This window comes from Sphaerisporangium siamense (genome assembly GCF_014205275.1).
In the GTDB taxonomy this organism is placed as follows: domain Bacteria; phylum Actinomycetota; class Actinomycetes; order Streptosporangiales; family Streptosporangiaceae; genus Sphaerisporangium; species Sphaerisporangium siamense.
On the sequence record NZ_JACHND010000001.1, the window covers coordinates 4126854 to 4151986 of the forward strand.

A 25133-nucleotide genomic window follows, 5' to 3' on the forward strand; every position below is an offset into this window, starting at 1 on the left:
CGTGGCTCGTATCGGGCGCGGGTTCCCCTCCCGGATCACCGCGATCAAACCGGCAAGATCCACCGACGCGATCGTCGAGCTGGAGACGTTCGCCACCGTCTGGGAATTCCCCGCCCTTGAGGTCACCTCGCCCTCGATCGGCATCGAGCTGCCGGTGTTCGCCACCACCTGGGAATTCCCCGCGCTCGAGGTTGTCTACGACACCGAGATCAACCTGACGGCCTTCTCCACGGTGTGGGAGTTCCCGCCGCTGGCGGTGGACACACCGATCCTGCCCGGCATCACGATCACCCGCGACGGCGAGATCGAGTGGCGAGGCGTCCTGTGGTCCTCGGCCAACAAGTTCCGCCCCCAGAACGATCTCGCCGGGTGGGACGACCTGCCCGGGCTGGACTCCGGTAACGCGCCCCGGGCCAACGACGACGGCTCGTGGGCCGGTCCGGACTATCCCGAGCAGCGCTCCGTCAGCGTGACCGTGCAGATCGACGACCAGACCGCCTTCGCCGCCTCCCGCAAGGCCATCCGCGACCTGCTGACCCCCGGCGACGATGAGAGCGAGTACCCGCTGGTGATCCGGATCAGCGGGGAGACCTTGCTGGCCTACGGCAAGGTCGCCAAGCGGATCATCCCCTCGACGCTGGCGGGCATCGGCAAGGCCGACGTCGCGATCCAGTGGGTCTGCGCCGACCCCTACCGGTACTGGCTGACCGAGTTCGGGATCACCGTCACCCCTGAAGGGCCGCAGGTCATCTCCAACGGCGGCGGCGCGCGCACCAAGCCGCGGCTGCGCTTCCACGGCCCCGCCAGCGTCCCCCGCATCCGGGTGGCCGGCCGGATCCTGGCGTTCCAGGTCGAACTCGGCGCCGGAGATGTCTTCGACGTCAACTGCCGGACCGGCGACACCACGATCGGCGAACTGGACTACGTGCGCGTCCATGACTTCTCGGTGGCCATCACCGACCTGGTGATCCCCCCGGGTGACTGGGAGCTGGAGTACATCCCCGACTCCGGCGGCGCCGCCGGGGTGGATGTGTTCTGGCGGCCCGCCGAAAGCTGACCTTGCGCGCGGATCGGGGGTCGGTGTGGCCGTCCGGTACAGGTATGTATTCGCCGACCTGCTCACCGACCAGACCATCGATGACCTGCCGCTCAGCAAGGTCTCCTTCGACCACCGCATCAACCAGCCGGGCACCTTCGCCGGCGGCCTGCCGATCACCAACCGGCGGATCGCCCGCCGGCTGGACCGGGTGATCCCCGCCGACATCGACGACCTGTCAGCGGGCCCAGGCCGGATCGTGTGCCACTGCCTGCGCGACAACGGCACGCGCGTGGACCTGTGGGGGACGTACTGGATCTGGTACGCCAAAACCAGCCAGGGCCGCAAGGGGCCGCCGCAGGTGGACCTGCGCGGCATGTCCTTGGACGGCTACCTGGCGTCGGTGGAGATCCAGCAGAACTTCATCCGGTACGGCACCGACCGGGTCACCATCGCCCGGGACCTGCTCACCGAGGCCCAGGCCCTGCCGTACACCGGGCTCGGCATCGCCTTCGCTTCCGGCACCAGCGGCGTGCTCCAGGACCTGATCGTCGCGGCCACCGACAAGGCCAACTACGGCGAAACCGTACGCAAGCTGGCCGAGCAGACCAACGGGTTCGAAACCCACATGGACACCTACCTGGCCGACGGACAGCGGCGGCGCGAGCTGCGCTGGGCGTTCCCCAAGCTCGGCGACGTCGACGGCCGCCACCACGAGTTCTCCCAGCCAGGCAACGTGCTCGAATGGTCGCAGGAGTCCGACGCGCTGCGCGGCGGCACCCGGTGGCGGGCCCGCGGCGACTCGGCCAACAACGACCTGTCGGCGGCGTCCGGGCCGCAGTTCTCCACCCCGGTGGAGGCCACCGCGCACCTGCAGGCCGGGTGGCCGCGCATCGACCGGACCCTGGACCTGCAGGGGGAGATCGACCCCTCGGCGCTGAAGTCGTATGCGGCGTACTGGGCGGCGACCGCGGCCGGCGCCGTGCGGGTACACACCGCGACCGTGCGCCTGGACCCGGCCACCTCGCTCACCCCGCACCGGCTCGGGGACTACGCCACGCTGCGGCTCACCAACCAGCGTTTCCCCCGCCGCAACGGGGTCGCAAGCTTCGTGCGCAGCTGGAGGGTGATCGGCATGGAGATCAGGCCGCCCGAGCGGGGCAACGGCATCGAAGAGGCCAATCTGATCTTCGAGGAGCTGGTGGCCTGATGCCCGTCGGATACCCCCAGGACGCCCTGGTACGGATCGAACGGCTCGAAAAGCTGGTCGACCAGCTGTACACCGCCTCCCAGACCCGGCCGGCCCAAGACGTCATCCGCTCGGCTGCGGTCACCATCGGCGACCCCGATGGGGCCCACATCAAGCTGATCCCGATGGGCGACATCGGCGCCGAGATCCACCTCACCCCCGCCTCCGGGACGAACCCGACCAAGCTGCAGGCCGACACCAGCGCCGGGTACCCGGGCGAGGCGGCCCTGCACATCGTCTCCGGCGACGCCGGCGCGGTGTCCTCAGAGCTGCTGCTGGCCTCCGGCCAGGTGTCCATGCGGATCCTGGACGGCGGCGGCGACGCCGGCGGGTTTGCCTACTGGGGGTCTGATCGGGCGAGGTTCGGGTTCATCGACGGGAGCAACGACAACTACTTCGACTTCTCCGGCAACGGCATCTCCCGGCATTACGGGCAGTGGGAGGACTTCGGTTCGCTGGCCTCCAACGCCGGCGTGCTGTCGGGGTCCTGGACGATCGCCAGCGGCTTCGTCGGGGCGACGGTCCACTATCCCTCCACCATGGACAGCAACATGGGGCCTGTCGCCTCCCTTCGGGACGGCGCGTCCAACCCGAACTTCTACCACTGCCTGACCTCGAGCACGACGAGCTCCTACGACCACGACTGGTCGCCTTCTGGCGGCTTGGGGGGTCCGCTCACCGGCAAGGCGGGCTACTTCTGGAGCTTCCGCCACTGACCTGAAAGGAGGGGCGCGTGCCTGAGTTGGTCGAGATCTACGACAGTGAGGCCTCCTACCAGGGCCGGCCGCCGGACTTGACCTCCCCGCGGTTGGACCCGGACGCGAGCGTGGAGCCGACGTGGGGTGTGCACCTGTGGGATCCGGGGCGCGGCGGCCGCCGGATGGCGATCATCCCGCACGTCCGGCTTGAGACGACTGTGGTGCAGCGCGGTCACGACCCTGAGGACCTGGAGGGCATCGTGGCCACGATCTTGCACCTGCCCTACCTGCCCGACCCGGGCGACCCGCTCTCCTACGACGACCCCGCTCAGATGGCGCTGCTGAACGCCGTCGCCGACGTGCCCGACGCGCTGATGCCAGGCATGCCGCAGGCCGAGAAGTTGGAAGCGACCCTGGCGCTGGTCGCCGCGGTGCGCGAGCACCGCATCACCGTGGATCCGGCCTCCCGGCAGGACCGGCAGGGGGCACTGGACTGGCGGCGCGCGGTGATCCTCGCAGCGGGTGACCGGCTTCCGGCGGAGTACCGGCTCGGGCTGGAGGATCAGGCGCCGGAACATCCGCTGGACGCGATCCTGGCCGGCGTGCGGTTGGACCCGGCACGGATCGCCGCCCGCCGGCAGCGCGAAGCGTGGGCGGCCGCGAGACGCGAGCGGGTGGCGAGCCGCGCTGTGGCGCTCATGGGGCCGCGCAACTTCGGGTTCGGCCGAATCGTGCCGACCGACCCTGCGGGCTGACGACTTTTGCGTGCAGCACGCCAACCTTGTAGCCGGTCGACCGTCCGCCTCACCTTCTGACGGGCGTTGCACCACTCTCTCCCCCCTGACGTGCTGCCCCTGATCTCGGGCGCGGTCGGCACCCACCCATGCCCGAGACCGGAGGCCGAGTGGAACTGCTGTCGATCACGGCGGCACAGGCGAGCGTCCTCGGCAGCATCATCGCCGCGCTGGTCGGAACCGTCGTGTACGGCTTCCGACTGGTCTACGTCGGCCGACTGGTCCCGAGGTCCACGGTCGACGCGCTCACCGACTCCGCCGAGCAGCGCGTCAAGGCCGCCAAGGAGTACGCCGAGCAGAAGGCCGCCGAAGCCGCCGAGTACAAGGCGGCGTGGCTGGCCTCCGAAAAGGCGCGGCACGAGCAGGACGTGCAGATCGGCGAGCTGATGGAGTCCAGCCGCACCACGGTCGCGATCCTGCGGTCCATCGCCCCCGTACCCCCCGGAGAGGCCCGCGATGTGGTGGCCCCGTAGACGCCGGCCCGCGCCGGACCCCGCGCCCGAACCGCAGATCACCACCGAAGAGCCTCAGCGCCTGGCCGCCGCGCGCGCCGCGCGCCGCCAGGCCGAGCGGCAGCTGGAGCTGGCCCGGGCGCGGCGGCCGGAGGTCGAGCAGATCGCCTCCTCGCTGCGCCGGGTCCGCGAACGCAACGGGTTCGCCGAGATCTTCGCCAACGCCTTGAGAGGAACCCCTGGTGATCCATCAGCTGGGTAGCGTCCTGGTCGTCCTGGCCACGACCGAGGCGCTCGCCTGCGCAGTGTTCTACGGGCTGTTCTTCCGCTGGTGGACCAGCGACGAGGGCCGCCACCTGTTCACCTTCATGGGCGTGGTCGCCGCGGCGATGACCTTGTGGACGGTCCTGCTGGTCGCTGGCGGGACCGCATGGACTCCGGCACCGGCAGGGCCCCGGGAGTGGGCGCGGACGCTCACCTTCGCCGCGATCGCCTGGATCCTCGGCGACCGGCTTCGCCTGCTGGCCAAGGGCAAACGCAACGAACGGCGAGACGGAAGGAGACGCTGACATGCCGTATCTGACCCAGCTCGCCGAGGTGGCCCGCCGCACCGGATACCCCGTGACCGAGTGCCCCGGGTGGAAGACCCGCGGCCACGGCCCCCAGCCCGCAGTCGAGGGGGTGGTGTGCCACCACACCGCCGACCGGGAGGACCTGCACGTAGTCCGCGACGGCCGGCCCGGGCTGGACGGGCCGCTGTCGCAGATCTGGCTGCGCCATGACGGGCGAATCTTCATCGTCGCTGCGGGCCGGTGCTGGCATAACGCCCCCTCCACCTCGCCGAACCATACCAACAGCGCCTCGATCGGCATCGAGGCCGAAAACAACGGCCGCTCGCCTTGGCCGGCGGGACAGCTCGACGCCTACCGCCGGTTGTGCGCCGAACTGTGCAAGGAGTTCGGTCTGCCGGCCTCTCGGGTGCGGGGCCACAAGGAAGTCAACACCGCCAAGTCCGACCCCCACACCTTGTCCATGAACGACTTCCGTGCCGAGGTGGCACGGCTCATGACCGGCGCCGGGCCGACCCCGGCCAGCGCCACGCGTGTAGAGGAGGACGCCGTGCCCGAAATCGTGTCCCTGGGCGCCGGCCGCGACCAGGATGTGCCCGCCGCGGGCGAACTGGTGGTGCGCTGGCACACCGAGTACGTGGACGACCCCGACGACCACGGCGCCGACGGTGTGGCGGTGTTCGCCGACGGCGCGCGGTGGGCGCTGTGTGACGCACTGGTCAAGCTGCGCGGCCTGCAGCCTGGCGAGGACGTGGACCTGGCGTGGACGCGGTGCTCCCGCGACGGCACGAAGGTTCTGGACGACCCGTGGCGGTTGACCGTGCACGCCGACCCCGACGGCCGGATCGAGCGCAACCTGGGTGGCCAGTTCGCGCTGAGCGCGGACAACCAGCTGCGGCTGCGGATCCTCAACCCCGGGCCGCGGCCGGTGACGCTGGAGAAGGTGACGATGGCGAAGATCGCCTTGTTCCGGCGTTGACCAGAGGCTGAGGCTCGGCGAACTCTCAGACCACTTTTCTGTGACCTGCGGCGACGCGGGTCCTTTTTGTTGCCCGGCTTCGTCCGAGGAGACCGCGTGCCCCCATCTGACGGCGCGGCCATGCGAGCGGCAGCTCTCACGGCCGCCATCAAGACCCACCTGCTCGTGGGTGACCTGCGGCTGTGTCTCGGCGTGAGCCGGGATGAGGCCATCGCTCACGCCGAGGACGCGATCCGACAGACCGCCGACACGTTCGCGGCGTGGATCGCCGGCACGACCCGACTCCGCCTCATCCCCGGCCCCGTCGTCGACGAGGCCACCGGCGCGCCCGCGGGCGCAACCTTCACTGGAGAGAAGATGCAGCTCAACACCGGCCAGAAGATCACGTACACGGTCGACACCGAGGACGCCTCCGGCTACGACACCAACGAGACCATCGAGTGGTCTGTCGACAACGCCGACTCGCTGGTGCTCACCGTCTCGGAGGACACCCGCTCGGCGACCGTCGTGTCCGGCGCCCCGGGTTCCGGCGTGCTGAAGGCGTCGATCCCCGCGCTTGGCCTGGAGGCCACCGAGGCCATCGACATCGTCCCGGCCGGCACCGCCACCATCAAGCTCGTCGCGGGCCCGGTCGAGGAGGAGAACCCGGCCCCCGAGCAGTAACAGCAAGTCCCCGCCTCGGCGGGCCCTGAACCCCTGAGGAGGGGTACATGCACATCTCACCCGATCCGGCGCCCTCGAAGCGGCCGGTCGAAGCCAAGGTCAAGGCGGCCGGCGTCGGGGCTTTCCTCGGCTCGATCGGTCTGCTGGCCATCCTCCAGGCCGTGGACGCCGACCACAGCCTCATCGACTTCCTGCCCGACTGGCTGGAAACCGTCCTCATCCCGCTGATCCCGACCGGCATCACGGTCGCCGCGGGCTGGAGGGCCCAGCACACCCCGCGCCCGGACCTACCGGACGACCAGCGATGACCCCAGGTGGCCAGGGCTAGCGTGAGTCGTTGTCCTAACGGTCACAGGTACTGCCGCGGTCATGGGTGGACATCGACGCCAGCACGCCCCGCGATAGTCCGGTCATGTCACTTGCGTGCGCAGCAGCCCGTATCCCTCCCCAAGGAGGGGTACGGGCTGCTTTTGGCGTTTTCAGACGTCGTTTCGCTCCGCCCCACACGCCCGGCGGGAGTACGCTCAGTGGCCGTGGATGTGCTGAAGGAACATGGGCTTGCCCGGTCCGAAGAAGAGGTCCTCGAGCACCTCGTGTTGGACATGCTCTACGAATACGCCGCCTTGGATCCCAGCCTCGTCCCTCGCCTGCACGAACTCGCTGAGGCCGTAGGGCGGCACGGCGACGTGCCACGGCTCCTAGAGCACGCGGAGAGCATCATCCATGGCCTCGATTCTCGGGGCGTGATCTCTGTTGCAAGGTCGGTGGGCGGCTGGGTGAACTTCGGCCTCGCGATCACCCCGGATGGTAAGCGGGAAGCCCAGCGGGTGCGGCGGAGGCGTGCGGACATCGCCGCGCGCCGCGCGGCGTGTCGAATCGCGCTCCTTCGGTGGCTCTATGGCCAGGACGCGAAGGTCGAGACGCCCAGCATGGCGAATGCCGAGCACTTCTTCCTGGACTGCCTCTCGTTCTTCTGGGGCGAGCAGTTCCAGGCGGGCGAGGTGGACCGCGCTGCGGCACGGCTGCGTGAGGACAAGCTCATCACGGGGGGCGAGAGCTGGGGAGGGCACACCCCGCGCGCGCAGATCACGTCGAGGGGGATTGACTGCGTGGAGCAGGACCAAGGGGATATCGCGGCATACATGGGGAGGATGGCGATGAGCGGCGGCCAGCACGTCAGTGTCGGCGGGGACTTCCACGGCCAGCTCGGTATGACCGGACAAGGGGACGTCACGCAGACGCAGGACCAGAAGGTCGACATCAAGAAGATCATGAGTGTGCTGGACGGGGTCCGCGCTCAGCTGCCCACCCTGGGCCTCGACGCGGAGGATGCCGAGGGCCTGGATCGAACGATCGCTGAGATCGAGGAGAAGGGCAACGCTGGCGAGCTCACCCAGGAGGAGAAGAAGACTCTGCTCCAGCGGATCGGGGGCTTCCTGGGGAAGGCGACGGCCTTTCTTGGGCCGGCGCTTCTGGCGGCGGTGCAGCAGCTGGCCGAGTCCTCCTAGTAGCACGGGCACTAAGGGCGCCCGCCCCGGAGGGCGGGCGCCGAGGAGTTCCTTGGCAACCTGGGTGCGGTCAGATGCCCAGGGAGTCAAGGACCGGCGGAACGGCGCCGAGCAGGACCGCCAGGGCCACAACCACTCCAACAAGCAGCTTGGGGGCTGTGATGGAGGTACGGCGGACTGCGTAGGCCGCGGTCGTAAGGATGGCGATGACGCCGATCAGCGGGATGTGCTGGTGCATGGGCAGTTCCCCTTCGCCTATGTTAGTCGACCTCTGTCTCGATTCCGCCCGAATTGCTCACGGTTGGTAATTGTCCGCGTACGGTCGGCAATCGAAGGCAAACTCTAGCGGCTCGCTTGACTGTGCGGCCCATGTGTTTGCCGATCCTGAGGAAGATTCGGGGGGCGCGTTCGCAGCTACACGCTAAGTGAACGTCTGAACACGCTAGGGTTGAGGGTTGGTGCATGGTTTTCTTAGTCGACCTCTGCGCCCAAGGGCGGGAAGCCCCCGGCTGGTAACCGCGGGGCCCCCGCCCGCTTCAACGCGACGGCAGGGAGACGACCTCGACCAGGTCCTCCAGCGCGACGTGCTCGGCGACCTCGGCCACCGACCGGGCGTACGCGACCAGAACTCCGTACTGGCGGATCCTCAGCACCTGTCGGCCGTTCAGCACGATCCGATCGATCACGAAACGATCCGGCCCAGCCCATATTGACACCCCGCCAGGCTAAGAATTCGCAGGTCAAGGGATGGCAAAGCGAGCGTAGATCCCCTCGTGAGCGCTGTACCGGTGGTGCATGCCATTCACACCCCCGCGGCGGTCCGCCGCTCTCATCTCCCTGAGCATGCTCCTGGCCGCTCTCCTTGGCGGATCACCGGCGTCCGCCGCACCGGTCACGCTGCCTGAGCCCTCGCCGGCCGCGACCGCACGCGTCGAACTCGCCGAGCTCGCGGTTGACGTGCCCCATGCGATGACCGGCTACTCCCGGGCGAAGTTCCCGCACTGGATCGAGCAGGGCGGGTCGTGCTCCACCCGCGAGGTCGTCCTCGAACGCGACGGGACCGCCGTCGAGCGAGACGAGGAGTGCCGGGCGGTCTCGGGCACCTGGCACAGCGAGTACGACGGCAAGACACTCACGGCCGCTGCCCAGGTCGACATCGACCACGTGGTGCCGCTGGCCAACGCCTGGCGCTCGGGTGCGGACGCCTGGTCGACGGCCAAGCGGAGAGCCTTCGCCAACGACCTCGTAAACCCACAGCTCATCGCCGTGTCCGCCGCCAGCAACCGGGCCAAGGGCGACCAGAACCCGGCGCAGTGGAAGCCGCCGCTGCGCTCCTACTGGTGCACCTACGCCCGCGCCTGGACGGACGTTAAGCACCTCTACGGGCTCGCCGTCACCACCGAGGAGAAGACGGCGCTCGACCAGATGCTCGACACCTGCCCCGACGGCCAGAACCCATGAGCGACCGACTTGAAGCCCACGTCGTCGCCGGCCCTGGTGGCGTCATGACGGACGAGGTCGGCGTGGTCACCGGGGACCTCACCGTGGCCACCGAGGTCCGCGGCGACCAAGCCACCATCACCGTCCAGTACACCGGAGCCGAGGAGTGGTACACCGTCACCGGCAGCCCGCTCACGGTCGTCGGCTGCGACGGGCCATGGGTGCACGCCGCGGTGGTGCGCGCCGTTGCGGCGGGACTGCCTGAGGGGCTCGCGGAGATGGAGGCCGAGTAGCAAGCCCTCGGGCGCGAGGAACCCGCCATAGATACGAATAGGCCCCGGTCCTCCGCGAAGGATCGGGGCCGACGCGAACGGCTATGCGCGCTTCCAGCGCCACCGGCCATTGCTGTACCGGGTGCACCGATAGCGATTTCCGGTCTTCGAGATGCCGAGCTTGCCGTGCGCGGCGGCCGGGCAGTACGCGCCCGGGGTGATGCAGTTCCAGTGGTTGCCGACGCGCTTGTACTGGCAGGCCGCGGCGGCCGTGGTGGCGTCGGCGGCGCCTACGGCGACGGGGGCGACCAGCAGCCCGGCGGCCAGGGCGGCGGTGGAAACGAGAGAGCGGAAGCGCAAGAGGACCTCCTGTGGGGATGAACACGAAGAAGACGAGGGTCGCCCGCGCGTGGTTTGCGTGGTGTCCGGATCCGGACGTTCGCAGCGGCTTCGCCGTAGTCGGGGTGTTCTCGCTGATCGGAATCGCTGCTCGTAGGATCGGCCACAACCCGCGGCCGGGGGAGCTTCATGGCCGACTACGAGATCCCTGACGACCTGCTGAAGCCTCAGGTGGCCTTCGAGCGCGGGCAAAGGGATTGACTGCTGGCGCGCCGGCCGCTCGGGCGGTGGGACACGGCCAGGGCACCTTGCACGACAGGCATGCAGCACGGTTTGCAGGGTGAGGCGAATGCAGATGTTGGATCGCGGTGCGTAGCTGCTGGTACTTGTCGTCTGACTCGCTCGCCGCCTTGCCGCGGAGGACAAGCGAGACCATGAAAGCGCCCCACCCTCCCAGCAGGAGAACGACGCCGATTGCGACGGGGGACATCGCCTGCGCCTGGCACTGCTGGACAGCCATCGCGGTCAAGGAGCCATCGTCGACAACCTGGCCACCAGAGGCGAAAAGGGCGAACACAGCCGGCCCGCAAGACGCGGTAGTGCCCAGTACGTTCAGCGACACCGGCCAGAAGGCAGCGATCAGGCCGACGACCGTCCCCAGCAGCGCGGCTATCGGGCCCCACGGTAATCGGCGCGACTTCATCGTGCGGCTCCCTCTTTACCCAGTACGTGACGCGGCAACGCTAGTCCTGGTGTGCGCGGGCAGGGCGTCGTGTGTACGAAATGTGACCCCCGTACGATCGGCGCCGCACCGCGAGCACGGGGAGCATCCGTCGCAGTAGCGCCAGCGTTAGATTTGGGGCGCATCAAGCGTGCGTTAGGTTGTGCGACAAACCATGCCGTCCTGGTATCGCGAACGAGTGGCAAGCGAGGAATGGTGCAAGCGCATGGTTGCGGCTATGACACGCCTCCGCCTTCGGATCGGCGTGAATGCGGACGGTCGGCCGCGGCTGAAGCTCCCATTAAGAGGCGAGGGGGGAATACACGAAAGGTGACGGGTGGATCACTCTTCTACTACCGCAGCTGACCCGGTGTGCATGGTCGGAGTCAGCGGCTGGGGGCTCCGGCGCCGCTCACGCCGACGACGGTGAGGTCACTCGCCGCCGCGGCCTGAAGCTCCAGGTCTAGGACGACGCCGGCCCCGGGCAGCTCGGCCTCTTGACGCCCCCGGCCCAGCTCCACAGCAGATAACCGCCTGGTTGGAGTCCCGACGACGGTGATCACTAAGTCGTCAACACGACCGTTACCCCAGATCAGAGGCAACTTCGTCAGGTCAGTCCTGCGCCGTTGTAGCGCTGCGGATGTCTGCAGGTGTTGCTACTGGTCGGCGCGTGCGTCCGGTCACAAGGCCGATGATCGAGCTGATCTCGGTGATCCGCGCTTTGTGGGCGATGACGAGGTAGAGGAACATGCCAAGGCCACCACCAACGGCCAGAGAGAGCAGCGCGTTGGAAAATCCTGGCGAGCGGAACAGTTGCTGAGCAATCCAGAGCGAGGCCAGCGCGAGCACGGCGCCGGGCAGTGAGCACCAGTACATCTTGGTCAAGATCGAGCCGATAGCCCATCCCCCGAGCCCTTGCGCGCGGCGACTGGCTAGCATCCACGCCGCGACGGCACCCGCCGCATAGGCGACGGCGTAGGCGAAGGCGAGTCCCATGACGACATACCGGGCAGGCAGCACGAAGTACAGGGTCATCATAAGCAAGGCGTGAAGTGCCGTTGTGCCCGCACCTACCAGTACCGGCGTGCGGGTGTCGCCGAAGCTGTAGAAGACGCGGAGCAGTAACTGGAAGATCGTGAACGGCATCAGCGCCAGGCCGTACACCTGCAGCACGTTGCCGATGTAGACGGCGTCGTCCACCGTTGTGGCCCCGTGCGCGTAGATCGGCACGGTGATGGCCGGTCCCAGGATCATCAGCAGCAACGACATCGGCACCATCACCGCGCTGATGAGGCGCACGCCCGACTGGAACTCATCACGGACCAGGTCGAGCCGCCCTTCACCGGCCGCGCGGCTCATCCGGGGCAGCATGGCGGTGATCACCGAGACGCCGATGACGCCGTAGGGCAGTTGGAAGAGCTGGAAGGCGAAGGTGTAGGGAGTGATGCCGTGGCCGGGCACCTGGTCGCCGGCCGAGCTGGACAAATTTGTGGTGAGCATGAAGCCCAGCTGGGTGATCACCACATACCCTATGGTCCAAATACCCATTCTGGACATCTCGCCCAGTCGGGCGTTGCGCACGTCGAAGCGGGGGCGGAAAGAGAACCCGGCCCGCTTGAGCGACACGATCAGAACCACCGACTGGGCCACGATCCCGGCCGTGGTACCCAAGCCGAGTAGTGCGAGCTGCGCATCGGTGACCTGCGAGATGTTGCCGCCCGCGTGGCCGGTGACTAGCGCGAAGGCCAGTAGGACGCAGATCACCACGAGGTTGTTGACCACTGGTGCCCACATGGGCGCCGCGAAGCGGTCGCGGGTGTTGAGTATGGCGCCGGCCACGGCGCCGATGCCGAAGAAGGCCAGCTGCGGCAGGATGAACCTGGCCAGCGTCACCGCGACCTTGAATTCGTTGCTGTCGGGCGCCCAGTTGGTGGTGTACAGGTCGATCAGCAGTGGTGCGGCGAGCACCGCCACGACCGCCACAACGATCAGCGTGAGCGTGACGATGGTCATCAGCCGTTGTTCGTAGGCCCGTCCGCCGTCGGGGTCCTGCTGCTGCGCTTTGACGATCATGGGGACCACGACGCTGCTCAGCACGCCGAGCAGGAGCAGATCCAGGATGCTGTACGGAATGGCGTAGGCCGCGTTGTACGCGTCGCCCATCGCCGCCGTGCCGATGGCATAGGCGAGCACCATCGTGCGAACGAATCCGGTGACCCTGGACACCATCGTGCCTGCCGCCATGATCGCGCTGACACGCAGGCTGCGACTCATGCTGCTCATCCTCCAACCGGTGTTCTACTGACGACGATCAGGTCGCGCACGGACTGGCTCCGCTTGAACGCCGGTCCCGCCGTGTGAGGACTCCGGCAATATGCCAGTCGAAAATACCGCAGTACTGCGGCTGTACTGAACCGACGGCAACAGCCCACGAGCGTATCGGAAGCGGCGATAGCCCGCGTCGGTGTAGCGCCGTGTTGGAGAATCACCATTCGCTGTGATATGGACCGGCGGCGGCAGTGAAGGCTCGGCGTCGAAGTCGCGGTCAACGCCTGAGTACGGGGAGCACTACTGACCGTGCCCCAATTCGGCCACACTCCCAAGTAGTAGACGACATCCGTTTCAGTTCGCCTACCCGTAATTAGGGTATCCATCTTTCCGAAAACTCATCGTTTTTAACCCAGAGCGAAATACTATGCCCACCTCCGTACCGGCGAAGATCTGAATTGGTTAATATCTGCAGTGCGGCGCTGGTTTGGTCGGGGCGCACGGCCTCCCCCCATTCCGAATTCACGCCGCGCGCGGCACGCTGGCTTCGGTTCCAGCGTGCATTTCGGCAAGGTTTCATACCTACCCCCGAAAGGCGGGACATGAAAAAGCGACTCGTGCTGGCATCGGTATTGACGGGTGGGGCTTTAGCCACTTCCCTTCTGGTAACAGGCCCGCCGGCCTCTGCCACCAGCACATCAGCCGCACTTCTTCTCTGCACGCACGCGCCACTGTCCAGCGGAGGTAAGGCAGGTGGCAAGTCCTGGTGCCCCAGCCACCCGGCCCAGCACACACACCGTGTGTGGGTCGACTGCAGGCCTCAGGGAAGTCCCTTCACCCACAGGGTCTACGGCCCTTACGTCGGCGGAACATCCACTTCAACGGCTTGGTGTGATTTGGGTGAGACTTCACCCAACGTCGGCCACGAGGAGTTCGCCGAACCCCCTCTTCTGGGTAGGTAAGGATCGCCAGGCGTAAACGCTGGCAGAATAGTAAGCAGGACTAAAACGCGATAGCGTGGGCCGGTGGCGGAGTAACGTGATCCGCCACCGGTTCGGTGCGTAAGAAGGATGAATCGTCGCCATATCGCTAATGCCATGCCAGGAAGCTGATAGGTGCGAGCCTTGTGCATTAGTCGTCGATATGGCCTTCACGCGCCATTGACCAGCTTCCTATCCGGATCAATTCAGGATGTTGATGTATACGCGAACTGCCTCGGCATGAGCAGCTTCTGTTGTTACACAGCGTCGGCGACCTTGTCATCCAGCAGCACGTACAACCGGGCGGTGTTAGTGCAGGCATTGCCGAGGCGGCAGTCCACGACCTCGATGGAGACGCCAACCTCTACGCACGCGTGCTGAGAGCTCTTGTAGCTGCATAGGCAGATACCCGGATGGCCACCCGCCTGCGCGGGCGGCTAGGTAGGCCGGTGGTTGTGCCTGGGTCTGCATTCGGCAAGACGGCGGCGTGTCATCCCAAGGGGCCGCCGTTCGGGCGGCAGTAATTGGGGTGCCACCGGAGTACGGCGGAAACGGGCCGCATCTGCCGGAGACCGCACGTCAGGCGGTGGGAGCGGACGCCGGGGTTTCGCCTGTGGATGGCGGTGCCGGCGGGTACCGCTAACGGCTGTCCTGCGGTTCCTCAACCCCCGATGCGGGGTGACTCTCCACCGCGCGTCATGTGATTCCCATGGTGTGGCCGGTCTCGGCGCGCGCCGGTCGATGACCGGCGGCGTCATCGCTTAGAGCTGGGAACGTTGGTTCCCGTCAGAAGGATGAATCATGCCGACCGAATCACTTCAGGAACTGAAGGACTACTACCGCCAAAGCGGCGCTAGGACGGGGATCAAGCTCGGTGACGACGAGATGCGCCGGGTCATCTCGCTGCTCCCTGAGCTGGGGCCCATGGTCGAGACGCCGCCCGCTGAGCTCCGCTACATCGAGGGACTCCTGCGCCTACCGCTCGGGGCGGTTGGTGGCTTCTGGGTCATCCCTGCCTCGGGCGGATCGCCCTGTCCGTGCGGTCGCACGCCGACCGCGCTGGACATCGTCGCGTATGCCGTCAACCAACGGGTGCATGAGGAGCGGCTGCTGCGTGACACCGTGCTCGGCGTGCACAACGTCTTCGAGTTCGCCGACGAGGGGCGCACTGCGCCGTGCCATGTTTGCGGACGGGAGTTCACCAGCCGCTCCTACTGGATCGACAGGCACAAGTACCTGTACGCATGAAGAAGCGTCGCGTTGGCCGCGGCCTTGGCGCGGCTGGCGTGCGCCTCGGCGCAGCCGACCAGCGCGTGGGAGATGCTTCCATAAGGTGTACATCAGGGGCGGCCGGAGTAATACGACCTGCGGAGCCACGGACTTTCGCAGAGCGGAGCCCCGACTTATCCCTCGCTGTTAGAGCCGGAACGTCAGGCCCCCACCAAGGTCGCCACCGATGGGTGGCCCTTTCGGGCGCATTCCGGCCGTACCCCTAATTGTGCGTACGCGCCGAGGCGCGCAGGTACGCGCGTACCCGCGCGAGCGGCTAGGTAGGCGCCTAGGAATGTAGGTGGTTGCCTATGCATGGACCTAGGTCCGCGCCCGGGTCACCAGGCGGGCAGCTGCTGCGGGGCTGGACCGGGGGCGAGGGCGCCGAACAGGTCGAGCTGCCCATCGGCGGCGGGCTGGTGGAGCTTCAGGCAGCGGCGGCAGGTGACCTCGCCGTGGTCGGGGTGGGCGGCGCCGGGGTCCCAGCCGCTGACGCCGACCATGCACGCCGGGCCGGGCATCAGGTGCCCGCCCAGCCAGCGCGTCATCGCGACCTGGTGGACGATGCCGCTGGAGCGCACCCGCAGGTGCGCCCCGCCGGCGTAGGCGGCGCGGGCGGCGGCCGCGATGTCGGCCAGCGCCTCGTAGGTGCCGCTCACAGCCCGGTCACCGGGTTGTCGGTCCAGCGGTCGCCCTCTTCGAGGTAGCCGAGCAGCGCGCGGGAGCCGTCGGCCCAGCCGCCGTGGCGGCCGATGCGCTCCAGGGTCTTGCCGTCGCGCCGGGCGGCGGTGGCGAACCCGCGGCGCAGGCTGTGGCCGCTCCAGCGGCCTTCCAACCCGGCGGCCGCGGCGATGCGCGCCACAACGTCGGCGACGGCCTCGGCGGTCATCCGCCCGGCCGGGTCGCCGATGGTGCGGCCTTCCCGGCGCAGGGGCGGAGCGATGCGGCCGTGCCGGTCGATGCGCACCAGCAGCGGCCCGGCGGTGCTGCCGGCCTGTCCATGGCGGCCAGCAGGTCGCGCACCGCGCGCACCGGGCACGTCGCGGGGACGCGGCCGTAGGGGATGGCCGCCTCGGTGAACTTCTTGATCTTCCGCCGGTAGACGGTGACCAGCAGCCCGTCAGAGGTCTCGGCGACGTCGGCGATGTCCAGCGCGGCCAGCTCGCTGACGCGGGCCGCGCAGGCGTAGCCGAGCAGCAGCGCGACCGCGTCGCATTTGCCGGCCAGCGTGGCCCGGTCGAGGGTGGCGAGCATGGCGCGCAGGGCGTCGGGCACGGCGGGGTCGGCCTTGCGGGGCCGGGCGGCGGGATCCTTGGCCAGGGCCAGGCGCTCGCGGTACCCGGCCAGCACCTTACGGGCGGCCTTGGTCTGCGGCGGGCCCGCGTCGGCGGCCTGGTGCATGGTGCGGATCGCCGCCAGGGCCCGCTCGATGGACGGCGGGGCGAGCGGCCGACCGGTGCGCGCCGAGGGCACGGCGGTCAGGTGGGTGACGTACTCGGTGACGGTCTGGGCGGTCGCCGGCATCGGCGCGCGGCCGCGCTCGGCGCACCAGGCGGCGAAGGCGCTCCAGTCGCGGGCGTAGGCGCGGCGGGTCGACTCCGGGACGCCGGCCTCGATCGCCGCGCGGGCGGCCGGGCTCAGCCAGTGGTCGACGGCGGTGTGCGCCGGGAGGGTCGCCGGGTCGGCCGGGCCGGTCCGGCGGGGTGCGAGCGCGGTCACGGGTGTGCCTCCCGGGGCGAATGTTGACTCCTGACAAGAATTATCAGGAGCCAGAACGAGACGACGGGGGACCACACCAGCCGACACCAGCCAACACCGGGCCCAGACTCAACGGCCTGTCGGCCGATCATCTGAGCTCGTCAATTGATGAACACTTCGCGCGCGGCTCGCCGTCGATAGGCTTTGCCTCAGCTTGGTCTTGGTTGGTCGCTGTCTCATCGGACGGCTCCACGTGGTTGCCCGAAGGGCGGCCCCACCGGCCGGTCTCTGCGGAGTCGGCTTGGTGGTCCAACCAGGAGACAGGTAGTGCCATGGGAAAGCACCGTCGTTCGGATGCTGAGGGGCCAAGGTCTGGGGGAGTTCCCTGGGGCCGGCTTATCGCCTTTGGCGGGCGCGGCCTGGTTCGCGTGCTGCTGTGGGAGATCGGCCGGCGTCTTTGGTCACTGCTGACCGATGACGACGGCCCTGGTCCTCTCTCGCGCTGACACGCGAGGAGGACCGAGGACCGCCCGAACTGGGGGAGGAGCCACCAGCGCCCGAGTCCGGCAAGACTCACCGGGCACGGGGTTTCTCCCCCATCTCTTTTCTCAAGCCTTCGCCACGGTGGTCGTCAGTGCGACCGGCGAGTGTAAGCGTCCGCGCTTACACATCACGGTACACATGCGCGGGGGGTTTCTCGACCGAAGAAACCTCACCACCGAAGTCGCGGCGCATCCGGGTGTCATGACCGCCCGGGACGTCCCCCGCGGTTGACCTGACAGCACAGTGCTCCAGACGCGCCGCCGGGACTGCAAGGGACCGGGTGCGTGTGGTCGCATTGGAAGGCGGTGCGACCGGAGAGTGTAAGCATCCGCGCTTACACGAATCACGGGGCCGGGCGCGTGTCGTCGCACTGGAAGGCGGATAGCTGGAGCCCTAGGGAGCGATCACGGCGGTGGCCTGCCACTCGGGGTGATTACGGTGCGCTCGTGGACAGCCTCGCCAAGCTCGCCCGGTCGGTCGCCGAGTTCGCCGATACCGCCTCGCTCACGCTGGTGCCCGCCGTTCCTGGGCATGCCCTCGGGGCGGAGGTGTGCCTGGCCCCGGACGTGCTGGATCTGCCCGGGTTCTTGGCTCTGGCGCGCAAGCTCGGGGGCGGGGTGCTCTACCTGAAGGCCGCACCGTTCGACCCCGGCGATGATGAGTACGAGGTCGACGATCCGCCCGAGCACCTGCTTAAGCGCAATGGGCAGATCGGTCAGCTCAGCGTCGCGTTCGCCACGAACGGCATCGTGCACTTCTGGAAGCATCGCGCCGGCTGGTACGCCGAGTGGCAGCAGCTCGCCGAGGATGAGGAGTCGCCGGACGACGCCGAGGACGAAGACGGCCGGCTCACCGAGGAGGAGCGGGAGCGGCTCACCGCCGAACTCGTCGAGGCGCTGCTGGCCAACCCGGAGTTCCGGGCCGCCAAGGCAGGAGCCCGGCACCGGACCGGCAGCCTGCTGATCCCGCCGGACACTCCTCGGGTGGTCGAATGGGAGGCGCTCCGGATCGCCTACGACCGGGCCGATGAGCTGGCCAGAGCGGCGTATGCGCAGATCAGCGATGACCGCCTCGATGAGCTGGCGGCCGAGCTGCTGGCCACGCCCGAATACCAGCGGGCCAGCGCGCCGGCGACCCGCAAGCAGACCACCGAGCGGTTCCTCACCCGTCACGCGGACGGATTCAGCCCGCCGGCCCCGATACGCGATGAGCTGTACGCGCGGGCCCAGAAGCTCGCCAAGGCCAACAAGTCGGGGGGGCTATTCTAACCGCCGACCGAAGCGGCCGCGCGTCGGCCGACGGCAGGGCCGATGCCTGCATAGCTCAGCTGCGACAACGTAGGCCGACCCTCTTGGGAAGGTCTATCGCGGTCCGGGGCGACGATCGCCAGAGGTGGCGAATCAGCGGCCCGGACCGCGCCTATAGAACTACGCGCACGACGGCGTCCCGGCGAGGAAGCGTGGATCGGGATCGCGCCAGGCCATCCTGCGCCGTGCGCGCTCGGCGCTATCCCCGTGCATGCCGTACGAAGTACTGGGTTTCGTGAAGTAAGGACAGGCGCTGAAGGTGTCGGCTGCTACGGGGTACCGGCGGGCAGACCAGTCTCCGGGTCGTGCCCAGTCGCCACGCGCGAGGCGCGCAGGAATTCCGGATCCTCATCCGGGTCGACGTTGTACTCCAGCGCCCAACTTCGGTACAGCTCGTTGAACACACGGTCGGCGTCGCGGCCGACCAGCAGCGGCCGGGGCAGTTCGTTGTCATCATCCTTGACCGTTCTAGGGCACGGGTTCCGCGACCGGGGCCTGGGGGATTGTTCCGAGGGGTTCATACGGCTTTTTCAACCCGCCTCGACTGGGGTGCGAATTGCGCCGACTCTAGATCCACTCCTTGTAGCCATCGGATGTAGGCCTCTCGCTCATTCTTGCGGCGGTCCAGTGACTCGCCAGCCATGTGCAGCGTGGTCATCTCCTTGCCCAGGATTTTGTCGTAGCGGGTCTCCCGTGCGGCCTCGTAGACCCCGTAGCCAGTGATGTCGCCGGCCGACATCCGCCCGGTCCGGCCGAAGATCAGCGCAGGTTCCAGATCCTTGAAGAACACCCAAGTCTGCCGGAGTCCGCCGCCGCGCATGCCGACCACGTAGCCGCGCTCGACAACGTGCGCCCTGGTGTCCCGGGCGAGGGGCAGCGTCCCAGCCTGGGCCAGGTTGATGTGGTCATATTTCGGCGGGTTGTTGCCGACTATCCGTCGGTCGTCGCGCGCTCTCGCCATCTCCTCGGACTGTCCGCCGAGCGGCTTACGGCCGTTGGCATCGGGGCCTGTGAGAACTGTGGCCAGGTCAGGAGGGGGCGAGAGGAAAGGGTCGCGGCGACTGATGCTTGGGCGAGTTGGGAGCGGGGCCCGCTGGTGTTCCCGCAGACGCAGGTGCTGCCAGGCTTGGGTCCAGGTCTCGAGGTCGGCGCGGCAGGCGATCACGATGGCGCGGACGATCTCCAGCGGGGGCATACGTTCCCGGTTGGGGTTGAGCGCGTCGTACACGGTGCTTTTGGCCAGCCGAATCTCGGCTGCGGATGCCACGTCGTAGTAGCTACGCTGCCCGCTCCAAGCCCGCAACTCGCGCAGCGCCAGCACGAACTCGCGGGCTGAGTGTGCCTGCCAGGGATCGGGGGCCGACGGTGTGGGGTGCTGGGGTGCGGTGTGGGCCCTGGCCATGCTGCTGCTTGTCGCGGACGTCTGGCGCGAGACTGCCGGGCGCCGACGCCGGGGGGCTTTGTGTGCTCGTTCCCACCGCTCCTGCCAGTCCTCGGGCTGTTCGCCGCACGCGATGACGTAGTCACGCAGAACCTCCCAGGTCGGGCAGGTCCGCCCGCGGGCGGCTTCCGCCAGCGGGGAGTGCCTGCTGAGGCAGCGGGGATCTTCGGCCATCTTGCGATAGGTGGGTTGGCCGGCCCGTGCGCGCAAGTCACGCAGCGCAAGCGCCAGCTCAACGACCGGGCCTTCCCCAGTGATGGGGCTCTCGGGTCTTCCCATCGGGGTCTCGCTCAGCGCTCGGACGCGATCTGGGTCACCACCGCGTCCAGGCGCGCGATCGCGGTGACCGCCGCGAGCGCCACGCCCAGCGCCAGGGCCGGGTCCCGGCCCGTCACCGACAGCACGACGACGAACAGCAGCACCACGAGCAGGATCACCAGGCGCCCGGACGAGCCGGGGCGCGGGACGGGCAGGCAGGGCAGGAACGGCATGAATGCCTCCAAGCGTGTTGTGGTCCGGACGAGCGTGGTTCGACGGTGTGAGGGGACGCGCGACGGGGTTGCCCTCCCCGTGCGCCTCAGACGTCGATACACGCATCATCGCGGCTGATCGCCGTGGCGGGGAGCGGGACGTGACGATCGGCTTTCGCGAACAATCCCACACAGACCGGACCGGCATACGACAACCGTTTCTTCCCTGCTCGGCGGCCTAAGCAAGAGATTGTGCGGGCCGGTGGCGCGATCCACGACGGTCCGCCTCAGTCCGGAGCAGTCCTAGACGATCCGATGGGGGCCGTAGGTGTTCCTGGTCCTCGGGGTCATGGCCGATGATGGTTGGGTAGCGCCGGGAACAGCGGCCTCCGAATCGGAGCATCGCCCCTGGTCGCAGCCCCAAAGCGTCAGTTTGTTGGTCCGGACGAGCGCCGTGGGCTATTACATGAACGGCCCTCCGCCATTGCCCGGCGGGGGGCCGTTGTCGGTGGCAAACCTGAGACAATCCTCCGGACAATCTGATGCCGCACAACCTCCGACGGCGTGCACGACCAGATGTCCCACCAGGAGATGACCTCCCTGGCCGTGCAACACCGGGCCGACACGCAGGGCGTGGCCGACGCCCTCACCGTGGCCGCCGCCGGGCCGGGGCGGGGGTGAAGCGAAGGGGGGCGGGCAGGCAGGGCTTCACTCGGGGAGCAGTGTCCTGCGATCCGGTGCGAGCGGGGACTGGCTGGTACAACCGCCGTCCACCACGAGTGTCTGCCCTGTCATGTAGCGCGACTCGTCGGAGGCGAGGAAGAGCATCGTGTTGCCGATGTCTTCGGGAGCCCCCAGATACGGCAGCGCGTTGTGACTCTGGAGCCGCTCGATGGCCTCGGCCGGCATGTTGTCGCGCAGTGCCGGAGTCATCACCGCCCCCGGGGCGACGGCGTTGCAGCGGACCCGCTGCGGCCCGTACTGGACGGCGATGTATCTGGTGACGTTGATCAACGCCGCCTTCACCGCGCCGTAGGCGATCTGCAAGGAGTCGCCCAGCAGGCGGACCAGAGCGCCCCGGAGGGCGCCGTGACCCACTGCGTCGATCGTTCTACGCGTGCTCGGATCGTGGCGGCAGGGCGCCATCCTCACGCCAGGAGGCCCCTCGTAGGATCGGCCCGTACCGCGCGACCCGGGGGAGCATCATGGCCGACTACGAGATCCCTGACGACATGCTCAAGGCACAGGTGGCCTTCTACGAGGCCGACGCCGTGGTGCAGTCCTTCGAGGGGAACCTGCCGCCGGCGTCCGAGATTGTTGCCGGTGAGGCGGCCATCAGTCCGGCGCAGGAGGAGGAGCTGGCCGCGGCGCGCCGCGAGCGTGGGCTGGCGCTGGATGCCCTGTACGCGCCTCACGACTGGTGGGGCCAGGCGGACAGCAGGCTGGCGGCCCGTGAGGCGCTGCAGAAGGCCGGCTGGGAGGCATTCCAGAAGCCGCCGCGGAGCTGAGGGCTCAAGGTGTGGCTGGGCCCTCTCACACCCTCGCAGCGAAAGGGCCGCAACGCCGCCCTCGCCGTCGCCCCCGCGACAGCGTCACCATTGGGACGCACCAAACGAACGTTAGGTTGCGCGTGAAACCATGCCCGCTGGCTATGAGAACGCGCCCGCCTCCAGCGTGGAGACGGGCGCGTCATGCTATGTCGGCAGCCTGGATGCGGTCAGTCTGGAAGCGCGTCGAGGATCAGGGGGACGGCGCCGAGCAGCGCGGCCAACGCGAGGACGAGTTTCGCCATGCCACCGGGGGCGGCAGTGGAGGATCGTCTGATCGCGTAGGCGGCCACCGCGAGCACGGCAAGCACAATGCTCGCTTTGGCGGCTTTGAGCAGGGTGGACTCCATTCGGTCTCCTAGTAGGGATTGCCGGGCATCGCCGACCTCGCCCGCAGTCGCTACGGCTGGTATCTGTCCGTATGCGAAACGCGATCGGCAGTCGCACTCTAGTGGAGTGATCGGAGATGCGTATCAGGATCGACGATCCATCCCACTCGATCGTCATGGATCCCTCTGAGTCCCTGGACAACGAGCAGAGAGACGCTATTGTCGCCCGGGAGCAGGGACCGATTGCCGGGCCCGTGCGTAGGGCGGGGCGCCTCCCGGCTGGTATCCGCGGAGCCGCCCCGCCCGCTTCACCGCCTCGGCAGAGAGACGACCTCCACCAGGTCCTCCAGTGCAACGATCGCGGCCAGCTCCCGCACGGAGTGGACGTAGGCGACCACATAGCCCAGCTGGCAGACCCGCATCGTCGGCCGGCCGTTCAGCACGATGCACTCCACCTCGAAGCCGTCCGTGCCGACCCGCCGCGCTGCCATGGGGACAGGATAGGAAAGGGCAGGTCAGAGGATGGCAAGAGCCCTAGCTGGGTAGCTTCGCGAGCGCGTCCAGCATGGCTTGAGCGGAAGCGACGTCCGCCTCTGTGTAGCAATGAGGGTTATTGATGATCATATGGGCGCCGGTTCGGGATTCATGCGAACCGTCGGTGACTCCGTTGTTGATCTTGAACTGTCGGGTGCCTTCCTCAATGTGTTCTGCGGCCTCCTTCTGAATCGCGGCGCAGTCCCCGCCTTCACTCTCTGGCACCAGAACGGTGAACTCGGCGCCACCGGCGAGATACCCCGCATAGAAGATGGCCCCGGCCCCGAGGAGCCACCCGCAGATCTTAAGGAAGATCTTTTCGCCGGGCAGTAATCGAGAGGGGCGGGAGGGCTTAGAGGTCATGCGAGTGTGACGCGGACTGGTCGCTGCTGGTGTACTTCGCTACCGGTGGGGCGTCGCCGATGATCGAGATCAGCCCTCGTAGGATCGGCCCGAAACGCACGATCCAGGGGAGCACCATGGCCGACGACACCGAGATCGAGTTCCCTGCCGACCTGCTGCAGGCCCAGCGGGACTACTACGCCGCCGACGCCGAAGTTGAGCGGCTCGTCGCCCAGCTCCCCTCGTCAGTGGACGTCGTCGCCGGCGAAGCCGCGTGGGACGAGGATCTGCGCGCTGCGGTCGAGGGTGCCCGGGCTGAGCGAGGCCGGCTCGTGGGGATCCTGTACGGACACGAGTACTGGGAGACCGCGATGGACAAGTACGCCCGACGGCTGGAACTGCAGAAGCTGGCCCGCGCTCAAGGCTGAGCCTGGACATGGTAACGCCCCGCCACCCGAGGGTAACGGGGCGAGAGGCGCGCTGCCTATCGCGACTGGGCGGGTTCCGCGTCGAGGCAGGGTTGGCACATGGCCACGTCCACGGTTCCCACGCTCGCGCTGCGGTAGCGCACCGTACCGGCCGCTTCCCCGGCGCAGATACCCATTCGATCGTCGTGACGGCGACCGCAGAAGCAGTGGCAGCGGCCGGGATCGGGCTCGATCTCGCCGCGCTCGTGGGCTTCGATCAAGGTGCGACCCTGCGGAGAATTCGCGAACTCGACGAAAGCCTGCCACTCCGGCGACTGCGCCAGGGTTCGCGCCATGCTGGCGTACGCTTCACCGATCTGGCGAATGGATTCCTGCATTGCCATGGCCAGCGGCACGAACGCCTGCGTGAGGCCCTCAAGCTGCTCCGGAGTGATCACAGGAAGCTTGGGAGGCTGCACTCGGTGCGGTGCTTCCGGCGTCCACCGCATAGCGTCGCCCTCATGTGGATCCCACTCCAGGGCGCCATCGATCGCGGCGAGAATGTGGTCGGTGCGGTCCTGCATGGGTCGATCCTCTCGCACAGTCAAGATCATTAGGGGTGGCTGATAATCGGCGTTATCGGTACATGGAGCGCGACGGCCGTTCTCCCTGTTGTCAGAGGGAGGGCGGCCGTCGCGTGTGGATCAGCTCTGATTAGGAAGCGTGCCTGTCCAGCCAACCTGGCTTGATCGCAGGGGCGGGCACTCGGCCTTGGTCCACGGCATCCAGGTCGGTCATGTCGAGCATGATCTGGAAGAGGTACAGAACGCGCAGCACCTTGACCGCCGCCAAGCACACGGCGGCCTCGAAGATCCAGCGAGCGGCGACCAGCTCGCCCGATTTGTTACCGTCAAGCGCCATGGCCACCAGGCAAGCCAGAGCGGCGAGCATTGGGAGCGCCAGCGTCCCGAGCCATTGATTACGTAGGGTCTTGCCGAACGTGCGCTTGGCGGTTCGGGCGCGATCTCCTTGGGCGCTGGAGTAGTGGGCTACGGCGGCTGACGCGAACCCGAAGATGATCGCGATGACGGTAGCGCCGGTCGTGTACAGATCCTTGCGATCGTCCTGCGCCATCCATCCGATGACGTCCCCATGGTGGAACTTGAGCACGACGAACAGGTGCAAGCCGACGAGCGCGGCGGAGAACAGAAGGTCGATTGCTGGGTGCTCGATGATCAGGTCAGCCAAGCGACGCTCAGACGTCATGGCGCACCCTTC

The 25133-nt window shown here is 68.0% G+C and carries 33 protein-coding genes; 17 read left to right on the top strand and 16 right to left on the bottom strand.

Annotated elements, in window-relative coordinates; genetic code table 11:
- The first annotated feature begins 1 nt into the window (after nucleotide 1).
- From BJ982_RS18990 to BJ982_RS19040, 11 genes are all read left to right on the top strand, one after another.
- On the top strand, nucleotides 2-1057 hold the full coding sequence (locus BJ982_RS18990; RefSeq protein ID WP_184881891.1) for a phage tail family protein: 1056 nt from the start codon (nucleotides 2-4) through the stop codon (nucleotides 1055-1057).
- Between the two features lie 25 nt (nucleotides 1058-1082).
- The gene (locus BJ982_RS18995) at nucleotides 1083-2246 is read left to right on the top strand and encodes a hypothetical protein (RefSeq protein ID WP_184881893.1); all 1164 of its coding nucleotides are present in this window, start codon (nucleotides 1083-1085) and stop codon (nucleotides 2244-2246) included.
- Nucleotides 2246-3001 (top strand): hypothetical protein, encoded by a 756-nt coding sequence (locus BJ982_RS19000; protein ID WP_184881895.1) that lies wholly within the window; start codon nucleotides 2246-2248, stop codon nucleotides 2999-3001. The genes BJ982_RS18995 and BJ982_RS19000 overlap by 1 nt, the downstream gene beginning before the upstream one ends.
- 17 nt (nucleotides 3002-3018) lie before the next feature.
- Nucleotides 3019-3738 carry a hypothetical protein gene (locus tag BJ982_RS19005; RefSeq protein WP_184881897.1) on the top strand — a complete coding sequence of 240 codons (720 nt, stop codon included), beginning with the start codon at nucleotides 3019-3021 and terminating at the stop codon, nucleotides 3736-3738.
- A gap of 128 nt (nucleotides 3739-3866) precedes the next feature.
- Entirely contained in the window at nucleotides 3867-4250 is a 384-nt protein-coding gene (locus tag BJ982_RS19010; RefSeq protein ID WP_184881899.1) for a hypothetical protein, read from the top strand.
- Nucleotides 4234-4491: a DUF7620 family protein gene (locus BJ982_RS19015; RefSeq protein ID WP_184881901.1), complete on the top strand. Its 258-nt coding sequence runs from the start codon at nucleotides 4234-4236 to the stop codon at nucleotides 4489-4491. The genes BJ982_RS19010 and BJ982_RS19015 overlap by 17 nt, the downstream gene beginning before the upstream one ends.
- The gene (locus BJ982_RS19020) at nucleotides 4472-4798 is read left to right on the top strand and encodes a putative phage holin (RefSeq protein WP_184881903.1); all 327 of its coding nucleotides are present in this window, start codon (nucleotides 4472-4474) and stop codon (nucleotides 4796-4798) included. Before BJ982_RS19015 ends, BJ982_RS19020 begins: the two co-directional genes overlap by 20 nt.
- A gap of 1 nt (nucleotide 4799) precedes the next feature.
- Nucleotides 4800-5777: a peptidoglycan recognition protein family protein gene (locus tag BJ982_RS19025; protein ID WP_184881905.1), complete on the top strand. Its 978-nt coding sequence runs from the start codon at nucleotides 4800-4802 to the stop codon at nucleotides 5775-5777.
- A 96-nt stretch (nucleotides 5778-5873) separates the two neighbouring features.
- Entirely contained in the window at nucleotides 5874-6440 is a 567-nt protein-coding gene (locus tag BJ982_RS19030) for a hypothetical protein (RefSeq protein WP_184881907.1), read from the top strand.
- A gap of 47 nt (nucleotides 6441-6487) precedes the next feature.
- Complete coding sequence (locus BJ982_RS19035) at nucleotides 6488-6748, top strand: holin (RefSeq protein ID WP_184881909.1); 261 nt, start codon at nucleotides 6488-6490, stop codon at nucleotides 6746-6748.
- A gap of 225 nt (nucleotides 6749-6973) precedes the next feature.
- A complete protein-coding gene (locus BJ982_RS19040) occupies nucleotides 6974-7948 on the top strand; it encodes a hypothetical protein (protein WP_184881911.1) in 975 nt (324 codons plus the stop codon).
- A 70-nt stretch (nucleotides 7949-8018) separates the two neighbouring features.
- On the opposite strand, the gene BJ982_RS19045 is transcribed toward BJ982_RS19040, so the two are convergent.
- Nucleotides 8019-8186, bottom strand: a complete 168-nt coding sequence (locus BJ982_RS19045; RefSeq protein WP_184881913.1) for a hypothetical protein — start codon at nucleotides 8184-8186, stop codon at nucleotides 8019-8021.
- A 298-nt stretch (nucleotides 8187-8484) separates the two neighbouring features.
- Nucleotides 8485-8634, bottom strand: a complete 150-nt coding sequence (locus BJ982_RS19050; protein WP_221483259.1) for a hypothetical protein — start codon at nucleotides 8632-8634, stop codon at nucleotides 8485-8487.
- A 109-nt stretch (nucleotides 8635-8743) separates the two neighbouring features.
- Here BJ982_RS19050 and BJ982_RS19055 point away from each other — a divergent pair, with 109 nt between their 5' ends.
- Nucleotides 8744-9409 carry an HNH endonuclease family protein gene (locus BJ982_RS19055; protein WP_184881917.1) on the top strand — a complete coding sequence of 222 codons (666 nt, stop codon included), beginning with the start codon at nucleotides 8744-8746 and terminating at the stop codon, nucleotides 9407-9409.
- A gap of 44 nt (nucleotides 9410-9453) precedes the next feature.
- Nucleotides 9454-9681, top strand: a complete 228-nt coding sequence (locus BJ982_RS19060) for a hypothetical protein (protein ID WP_203959522.1) — start codon at nucleotides 9454-9456, stop codon at nucleotides 9679-9681.
- 81 nt (nucleotides 9682-9762) lie between these two features.
- Here the strand turns inward: BJ982_RS19060 and BJ982_RS19065 are convergent, their stop codons facing one another.
- The 3 genes from BJ982_RS19065 to murJ form a co-directional block, all read right to left on the bottom strand.
- Nucleotides 9763-10020 carry a hypothetical protein gene (locus BJ982_RS19065; protein ID WP_184881921.1) on the bottom strand — a complete coding sequence of 86 codons (258 nt, stop codon included), beginning with the start codon at nucleotides 10018-10020 and terminating at the stop codon, nucleotides 9763-9765.
- Nucleotides 10021-11106: 1086 nt separating this feature from the next.
- Nucleotides 11107-11241, bottom strand: coding sequence for a hypothetical protein (locus BJ982_RS39425; protein WP_260413797.1), 135 nt, complete (start codon nucleotides 11239-11241; stop codon nucleotides 11107-11109).
- A gap of 91 nt (nucleotides 11242-11332) precedes the next feature.
- A complete protein-coding gene (gene murJ / locus BJ982_RS19070) occupies nucleotides 11333-12994 on the bottom strand; it encodes a murein biosynthesis integral membrane protein MurJ (protein ID WP_184881922.1) in 1662 nt (553 codons plus the stop codon).
- 1775 nt (nucleotides 12995-14769) lie between these two features.
- On the opposite strand from murJ, the gene BJ982_RS19075 reads away from it, so the two are divergent.
- A complete protein-coding gene (locus BJ982_RS19075; protein ID WP_184881924.1) occupies nucleotides 14770-15216 on the top strand; it encodes a DUF8243 domain-containing protein in 447 nt (148 codons plus the stop codon).
- 359 nt (nucleotides 15217-15575) lie between these two features.
- Here the strand turns inward: BJ982_RS19075 and BJ982_RS19080 are convergent, their stop codons facing one another.
- Genes BJ982_RS19080 through BJ982_RS19085 form a run of 3 tightly spaced genes read right to left on the bottom strand, consistent with a single transcriptional unit; the run spans nucleotide 15576 to nucleotide 16956 of the window.
- Nucleotides 15576-15896, bottom strand: a complete 321-nt coding sequence (locus tag BJ982_RS19080; protein ID WP_184881925.1) for a hypothetical protein — start codon at nucleotides 15894-15896, stop codon at nucleotides 15576-15578.
- Nucleotides 15893-16126, bottom strand: coding sequence for a site-specific integrase (locus BJ982_RS38565; protein WP_203959521.1), 234 nt, complete (start codon nucleotides 16124-16126; stop codon nucleotides 15893-15895). The genes BJ982_RS19080 and BJ982_RS38565 overlap by 4 nt, the downstream gene beginning before the upstream one ends.
- Nucleotides 16123-16956 (bottom strand): tyrosine-type recombinase/integrase, encoded by an 834-nt coding sequence (locus BJ982_RS19085; RefSeq protein WP_203959520.1) that lies wholly within the window; start codon nucleotides 16954-16956, stop codon nucleotides 16123-16125. The genes BJ982_RS38565 and BJ982_RS19085 overlap by 4 nt, the downstream gene beginning before the upstream one ends.
- A 968-nt stretch (nucleotides 16957-17924) precedes the next feature.
- Here BJ982_RS19085 and BJ982_RS19090 point away from each other — a divergent pair.
- Entirely contained in the window at nucleotides 17925-18746 is an 822-nt protein-coding gene (locus BJ982_RS19090) for a hypothetical protein (RefSeq protein WP_184881927.1), read from the top strand.
- A 556-nt stretch (nucleotides 18747-19302) separates the two neighbouring features.
- On the opposite strand, the gene BJ982_RS19095 is transcribed toward BJ982_RS19090, so the two are convergent.
- The 3 genes from BJ982_RS19095 to BJ982_RS19105 form a co-directional block, all read right to left on the bottom strand.
- Complete coding sequence (locus tag BJ982_RS19095; RefSeq protein ID WP_184881929.1) at nucleotides 19303-20106, bottom strand: hypothetical protein; 804 nt, start codon at nucleotides 20104-20106, stop codon at nucleotides 19303-19305.
- 410 nt (nucleotides 20107-20516) lie between these two features.
- The gene (locus tag BJ982_RS19100) at nucleotides 20517-20717 is read right to left on the bottom strand and encodes a hypothetical protein (RefSeq protein ID WP_184881931.1); all 201 of its coding nucleotides are present in this window, start codon (nucleotides 20715-20717) and stop codon (nucleotides 20517-20519) included.
- Nucleotides 20718-21404: 687 nt separating this feature from the next.
- A complete protein-coding gene (locus BJ982_RS19105) occupies nucleotides 21405-21794 on the bottom strand; it encodes an SDR family oxidoreductase (protein ID WP_311772279.1) in 390 nt (129 codons plus the stop codon).
- 107 nt (nucleotides 21795-21901) lie between these two features.
- Between BJ982_RS19105 and BJ982_RS19110 the strand changes: the two genes are divergently transcribed.
- Nucleotides 21902-22204 carry a DUF8825 domain-containing protein gene (locus BJ982_RS19110; RefSeq protein ID WP_184881933.1) on the top strand — a complete coding sequence of 101 codons (303 nt, stop codon included), beginning with the start codon at nucleotides 21902-21904 and terminating at the stop codon, nucleotides 22202-22204.
- 209 nt (nucleotides 22205-22413) lie between these two features.
- Here BJ982_RS19110 and BJ982_RS19115 read toward each other — a convergent pair whose 3' ends face one another.
- The 3 genes from BJ982_RS19115 to BJ982_RS19125 all read right to left on the bottom strand — a co-directional run bounded on the left by BJ982_RS19115 (nucleotide 22414) and on the right by BJ982_RS19125 (nucleotide 23469).
- Entirely contained in the window at nucleotides 22414-22593 is a 180-nt protein-coding gene (locus BJ982_RS19115; RefSeq protein ID WP_184881935.1) for a hypothetical protein, read from the bottom strand.
- A 287-nt stretch (nucleotides 22594-22880) separates the two neighbouring features.
- Complete coding sequence (locus BJ982_RS19120) at nucleotides 22881-23063, bottom strand: hypothetical protein (protein WP_184881936.1); 183 nt, start codon at nucleotides 23061-23063, stop codon at nucleotides 22881-22883.
- Nucleotides 23064-23106: 43 nt separating this feature from the next.
- Nucleotides 23107-23469 (bottom strand): hypothetical protein, encoded by a 363-nt coding sequence (locus BJ982_RS19125; RefSeq protein WP_184881938.1) that lies wholly within the window; start codon nucleotides 23467-23469, stop codon nucleotides 23107-23109.
- Between the two features lie 29 nt (nucleotides 23470-23498).
- Here BJ982_RS19125 and BJ982_RS19130 point away from each other — a divergent pair, with 29 nt between their 5' ends.
- Nucleotides 23499-23876, top strand: a complete 378-nt coding sequence (locus BJ982_RS19130; RefSeq protein ID WP_184881940.1) for a DUF8825 domain-containing protein — start codon at nucleotides 23499-23501, stop codon at nucleotides 23874-23876.
- Between the two features lie 56 nt (nucleotides 23877-23932).
- Here the strand turns inward: BJ982_RS19130 and BJ982_RS19135 are convergent, their stop codons facing one another.
- Together BJ982_RS19135 and BJ982_RS19140 are read right to left on the bottom strand one after the other, a co-directional pair.
- Nucleotides 23933-24439, bottom strand: a complete 507-nt coding sequence (locus tag BJ982_RS19135; protein ID WP_184881943.1) for a hypothetical protein — start codon at nucleotides 24437-24439, stop codon at nucleotides 23933-23935.
- Nucleotides 24440-24569: 130 nt separating this feature from the next.
- Entirely contained in the window at nucleotides 24570-25121 is a 552-nt protein-coding gene (locus BJ982_RS19140) for a hypothetical protein (protein ID WP_184881945.1), read from the bottom strand.
- Between the last annotated feature and the right edge of the window lie 12 nt (nucleotides 25122-25133).

Excerpts from the sequence above, each read along its gene's own strand:
- BJ982_RS19000 (WP_184881895.1), top strand. The coding sequence starts at position 2,246 with ATGCCCGTCGGATACCCCCAGGACGCCCTGGTACGGATCGAACGGCTC.
- BJ982_RS19010 (WP_184881899.1), top strand. The coding sequence starts at position 3,867 with ATGCCCGAGACCGGAGGCCGAGTGGAACTGCTGTCGATCACGGCGGCA.
- BJ982_RS19015 (WP_184881901.1), top strand. The coding sequence starts at position 4,234 with ATGTGGTGGCCCCGTAGACGCCGGCCCGCGCCGGACCCCGCGCCCGAA.
- BJ982_RS19025 (WP_184881905.1), top strand. The coding sequence starts at position 4,800 with ATGCCGTATCTGACCCAGCTCGCCGAGGTGGCCCGCCGCACCGGATAC.
- BJ982_RS19035 (WP_184881909.1), top strand. The coding sequence starts at position 6,488 with ATGCACATCTCACCCGATCCGGCGCCCTCGAAGCGGCCGGTCGAAGCC.
- BJ982_RS19045 (WP_184881913.1), bottom strand. The coding sequence starts at position 8,186 with ATGCACCAGCACATCCCGCTGATCGGCGTCATCGCCATCCTTACGACC.
- BJ982_RS19055 (WP_184881917.1), top strand. The coding sequence starts at position 8,744 with ATGCCATTCACACCCCCGCGGCGGTCCGCCGCTCTCATCTCCCTGAGC.
- BJ982_RS19060 (WP_203959522.1), top strand. The coding sequence starts at position 9,454 with ATGACGGACGAGGTCGGCGTGGTCACCGGGGACCTCACCGTGGCCACC.
- murJ (WP_184881922.1), bottom strand. The coding sequence starts at position 12,994 with ATGAGTCGCAGCCTGCGTGTCAGCGCGATCATGGCGGCAGGCACGATG.
- BJ982_RS19075 (WP_184881924.1), top strand. The coding sequence starts at position 14,770 with ATGCCGACCGAATCACTTCAGGAACTGAAGGACTACTACCGCCAAAGC.
- BJ982_RS38565 (WP_203959521.1), bottom strand. The coding sequence starts at position 16,126 with ATGACCGCCGAGGCCGTCGCCGACGTTGTGGCGCGCATCGCCGCGGCC.
- BJ982_RS19100 (WP_184881931.1), bottom strand. The coding sequence starts at position 20,717 with ATGCCGTTCCTGCCCTGCCTGCCCGTCCCGCGCCCCGGCTCGTCCGGG.
- BJ982_RS19110 (WP_184881933.1), top strand. The coding sequence starts at position 21,902 with ATGGCCGACTACGAGATCCCTGACGACATGCTCAAGGCACAGGTGGCC.
- BJ982_RS19115 (WP_184881935.1), bottom strand. The coding sequence starts at position 22,593 with ATGGAGTCCACCCTGCTCAAAGCCGCCAAAGCGAGCATTGTGCTTGCC.
- BJ982_RS19120 (WP_184881936.1), bottom strand. The coding sequence starts at position 23,063 with ATGGCAGCGCGGCGGGTCGGCACGGACGGCTTCGAGGTGGAGTGCATC.
- BJ982_RS19125 (WP_184881938.1), bottom strand. The coding sequence starts at position 23,469 with ATGACCTCTAAGCCCTCCCGCCCCTCTCGATTACTGCCCGGCGAAAAG.
- BJ982_RS19135 (WP_184881943.1), bottom strand. The coding sequence starts at position 24,439 with ATGCAGGACCGCACCGACCACATTCTCGCCGCGATCGATGGCGCCCTG.
- BJ982_RS19140 (WP_184881945.1), bottom strand. The coding sequence starts at position 25,121 with ATGACGTCTGAGCGTCGCTTGGCTGACCTGATCATCGAGCACCCAGCA.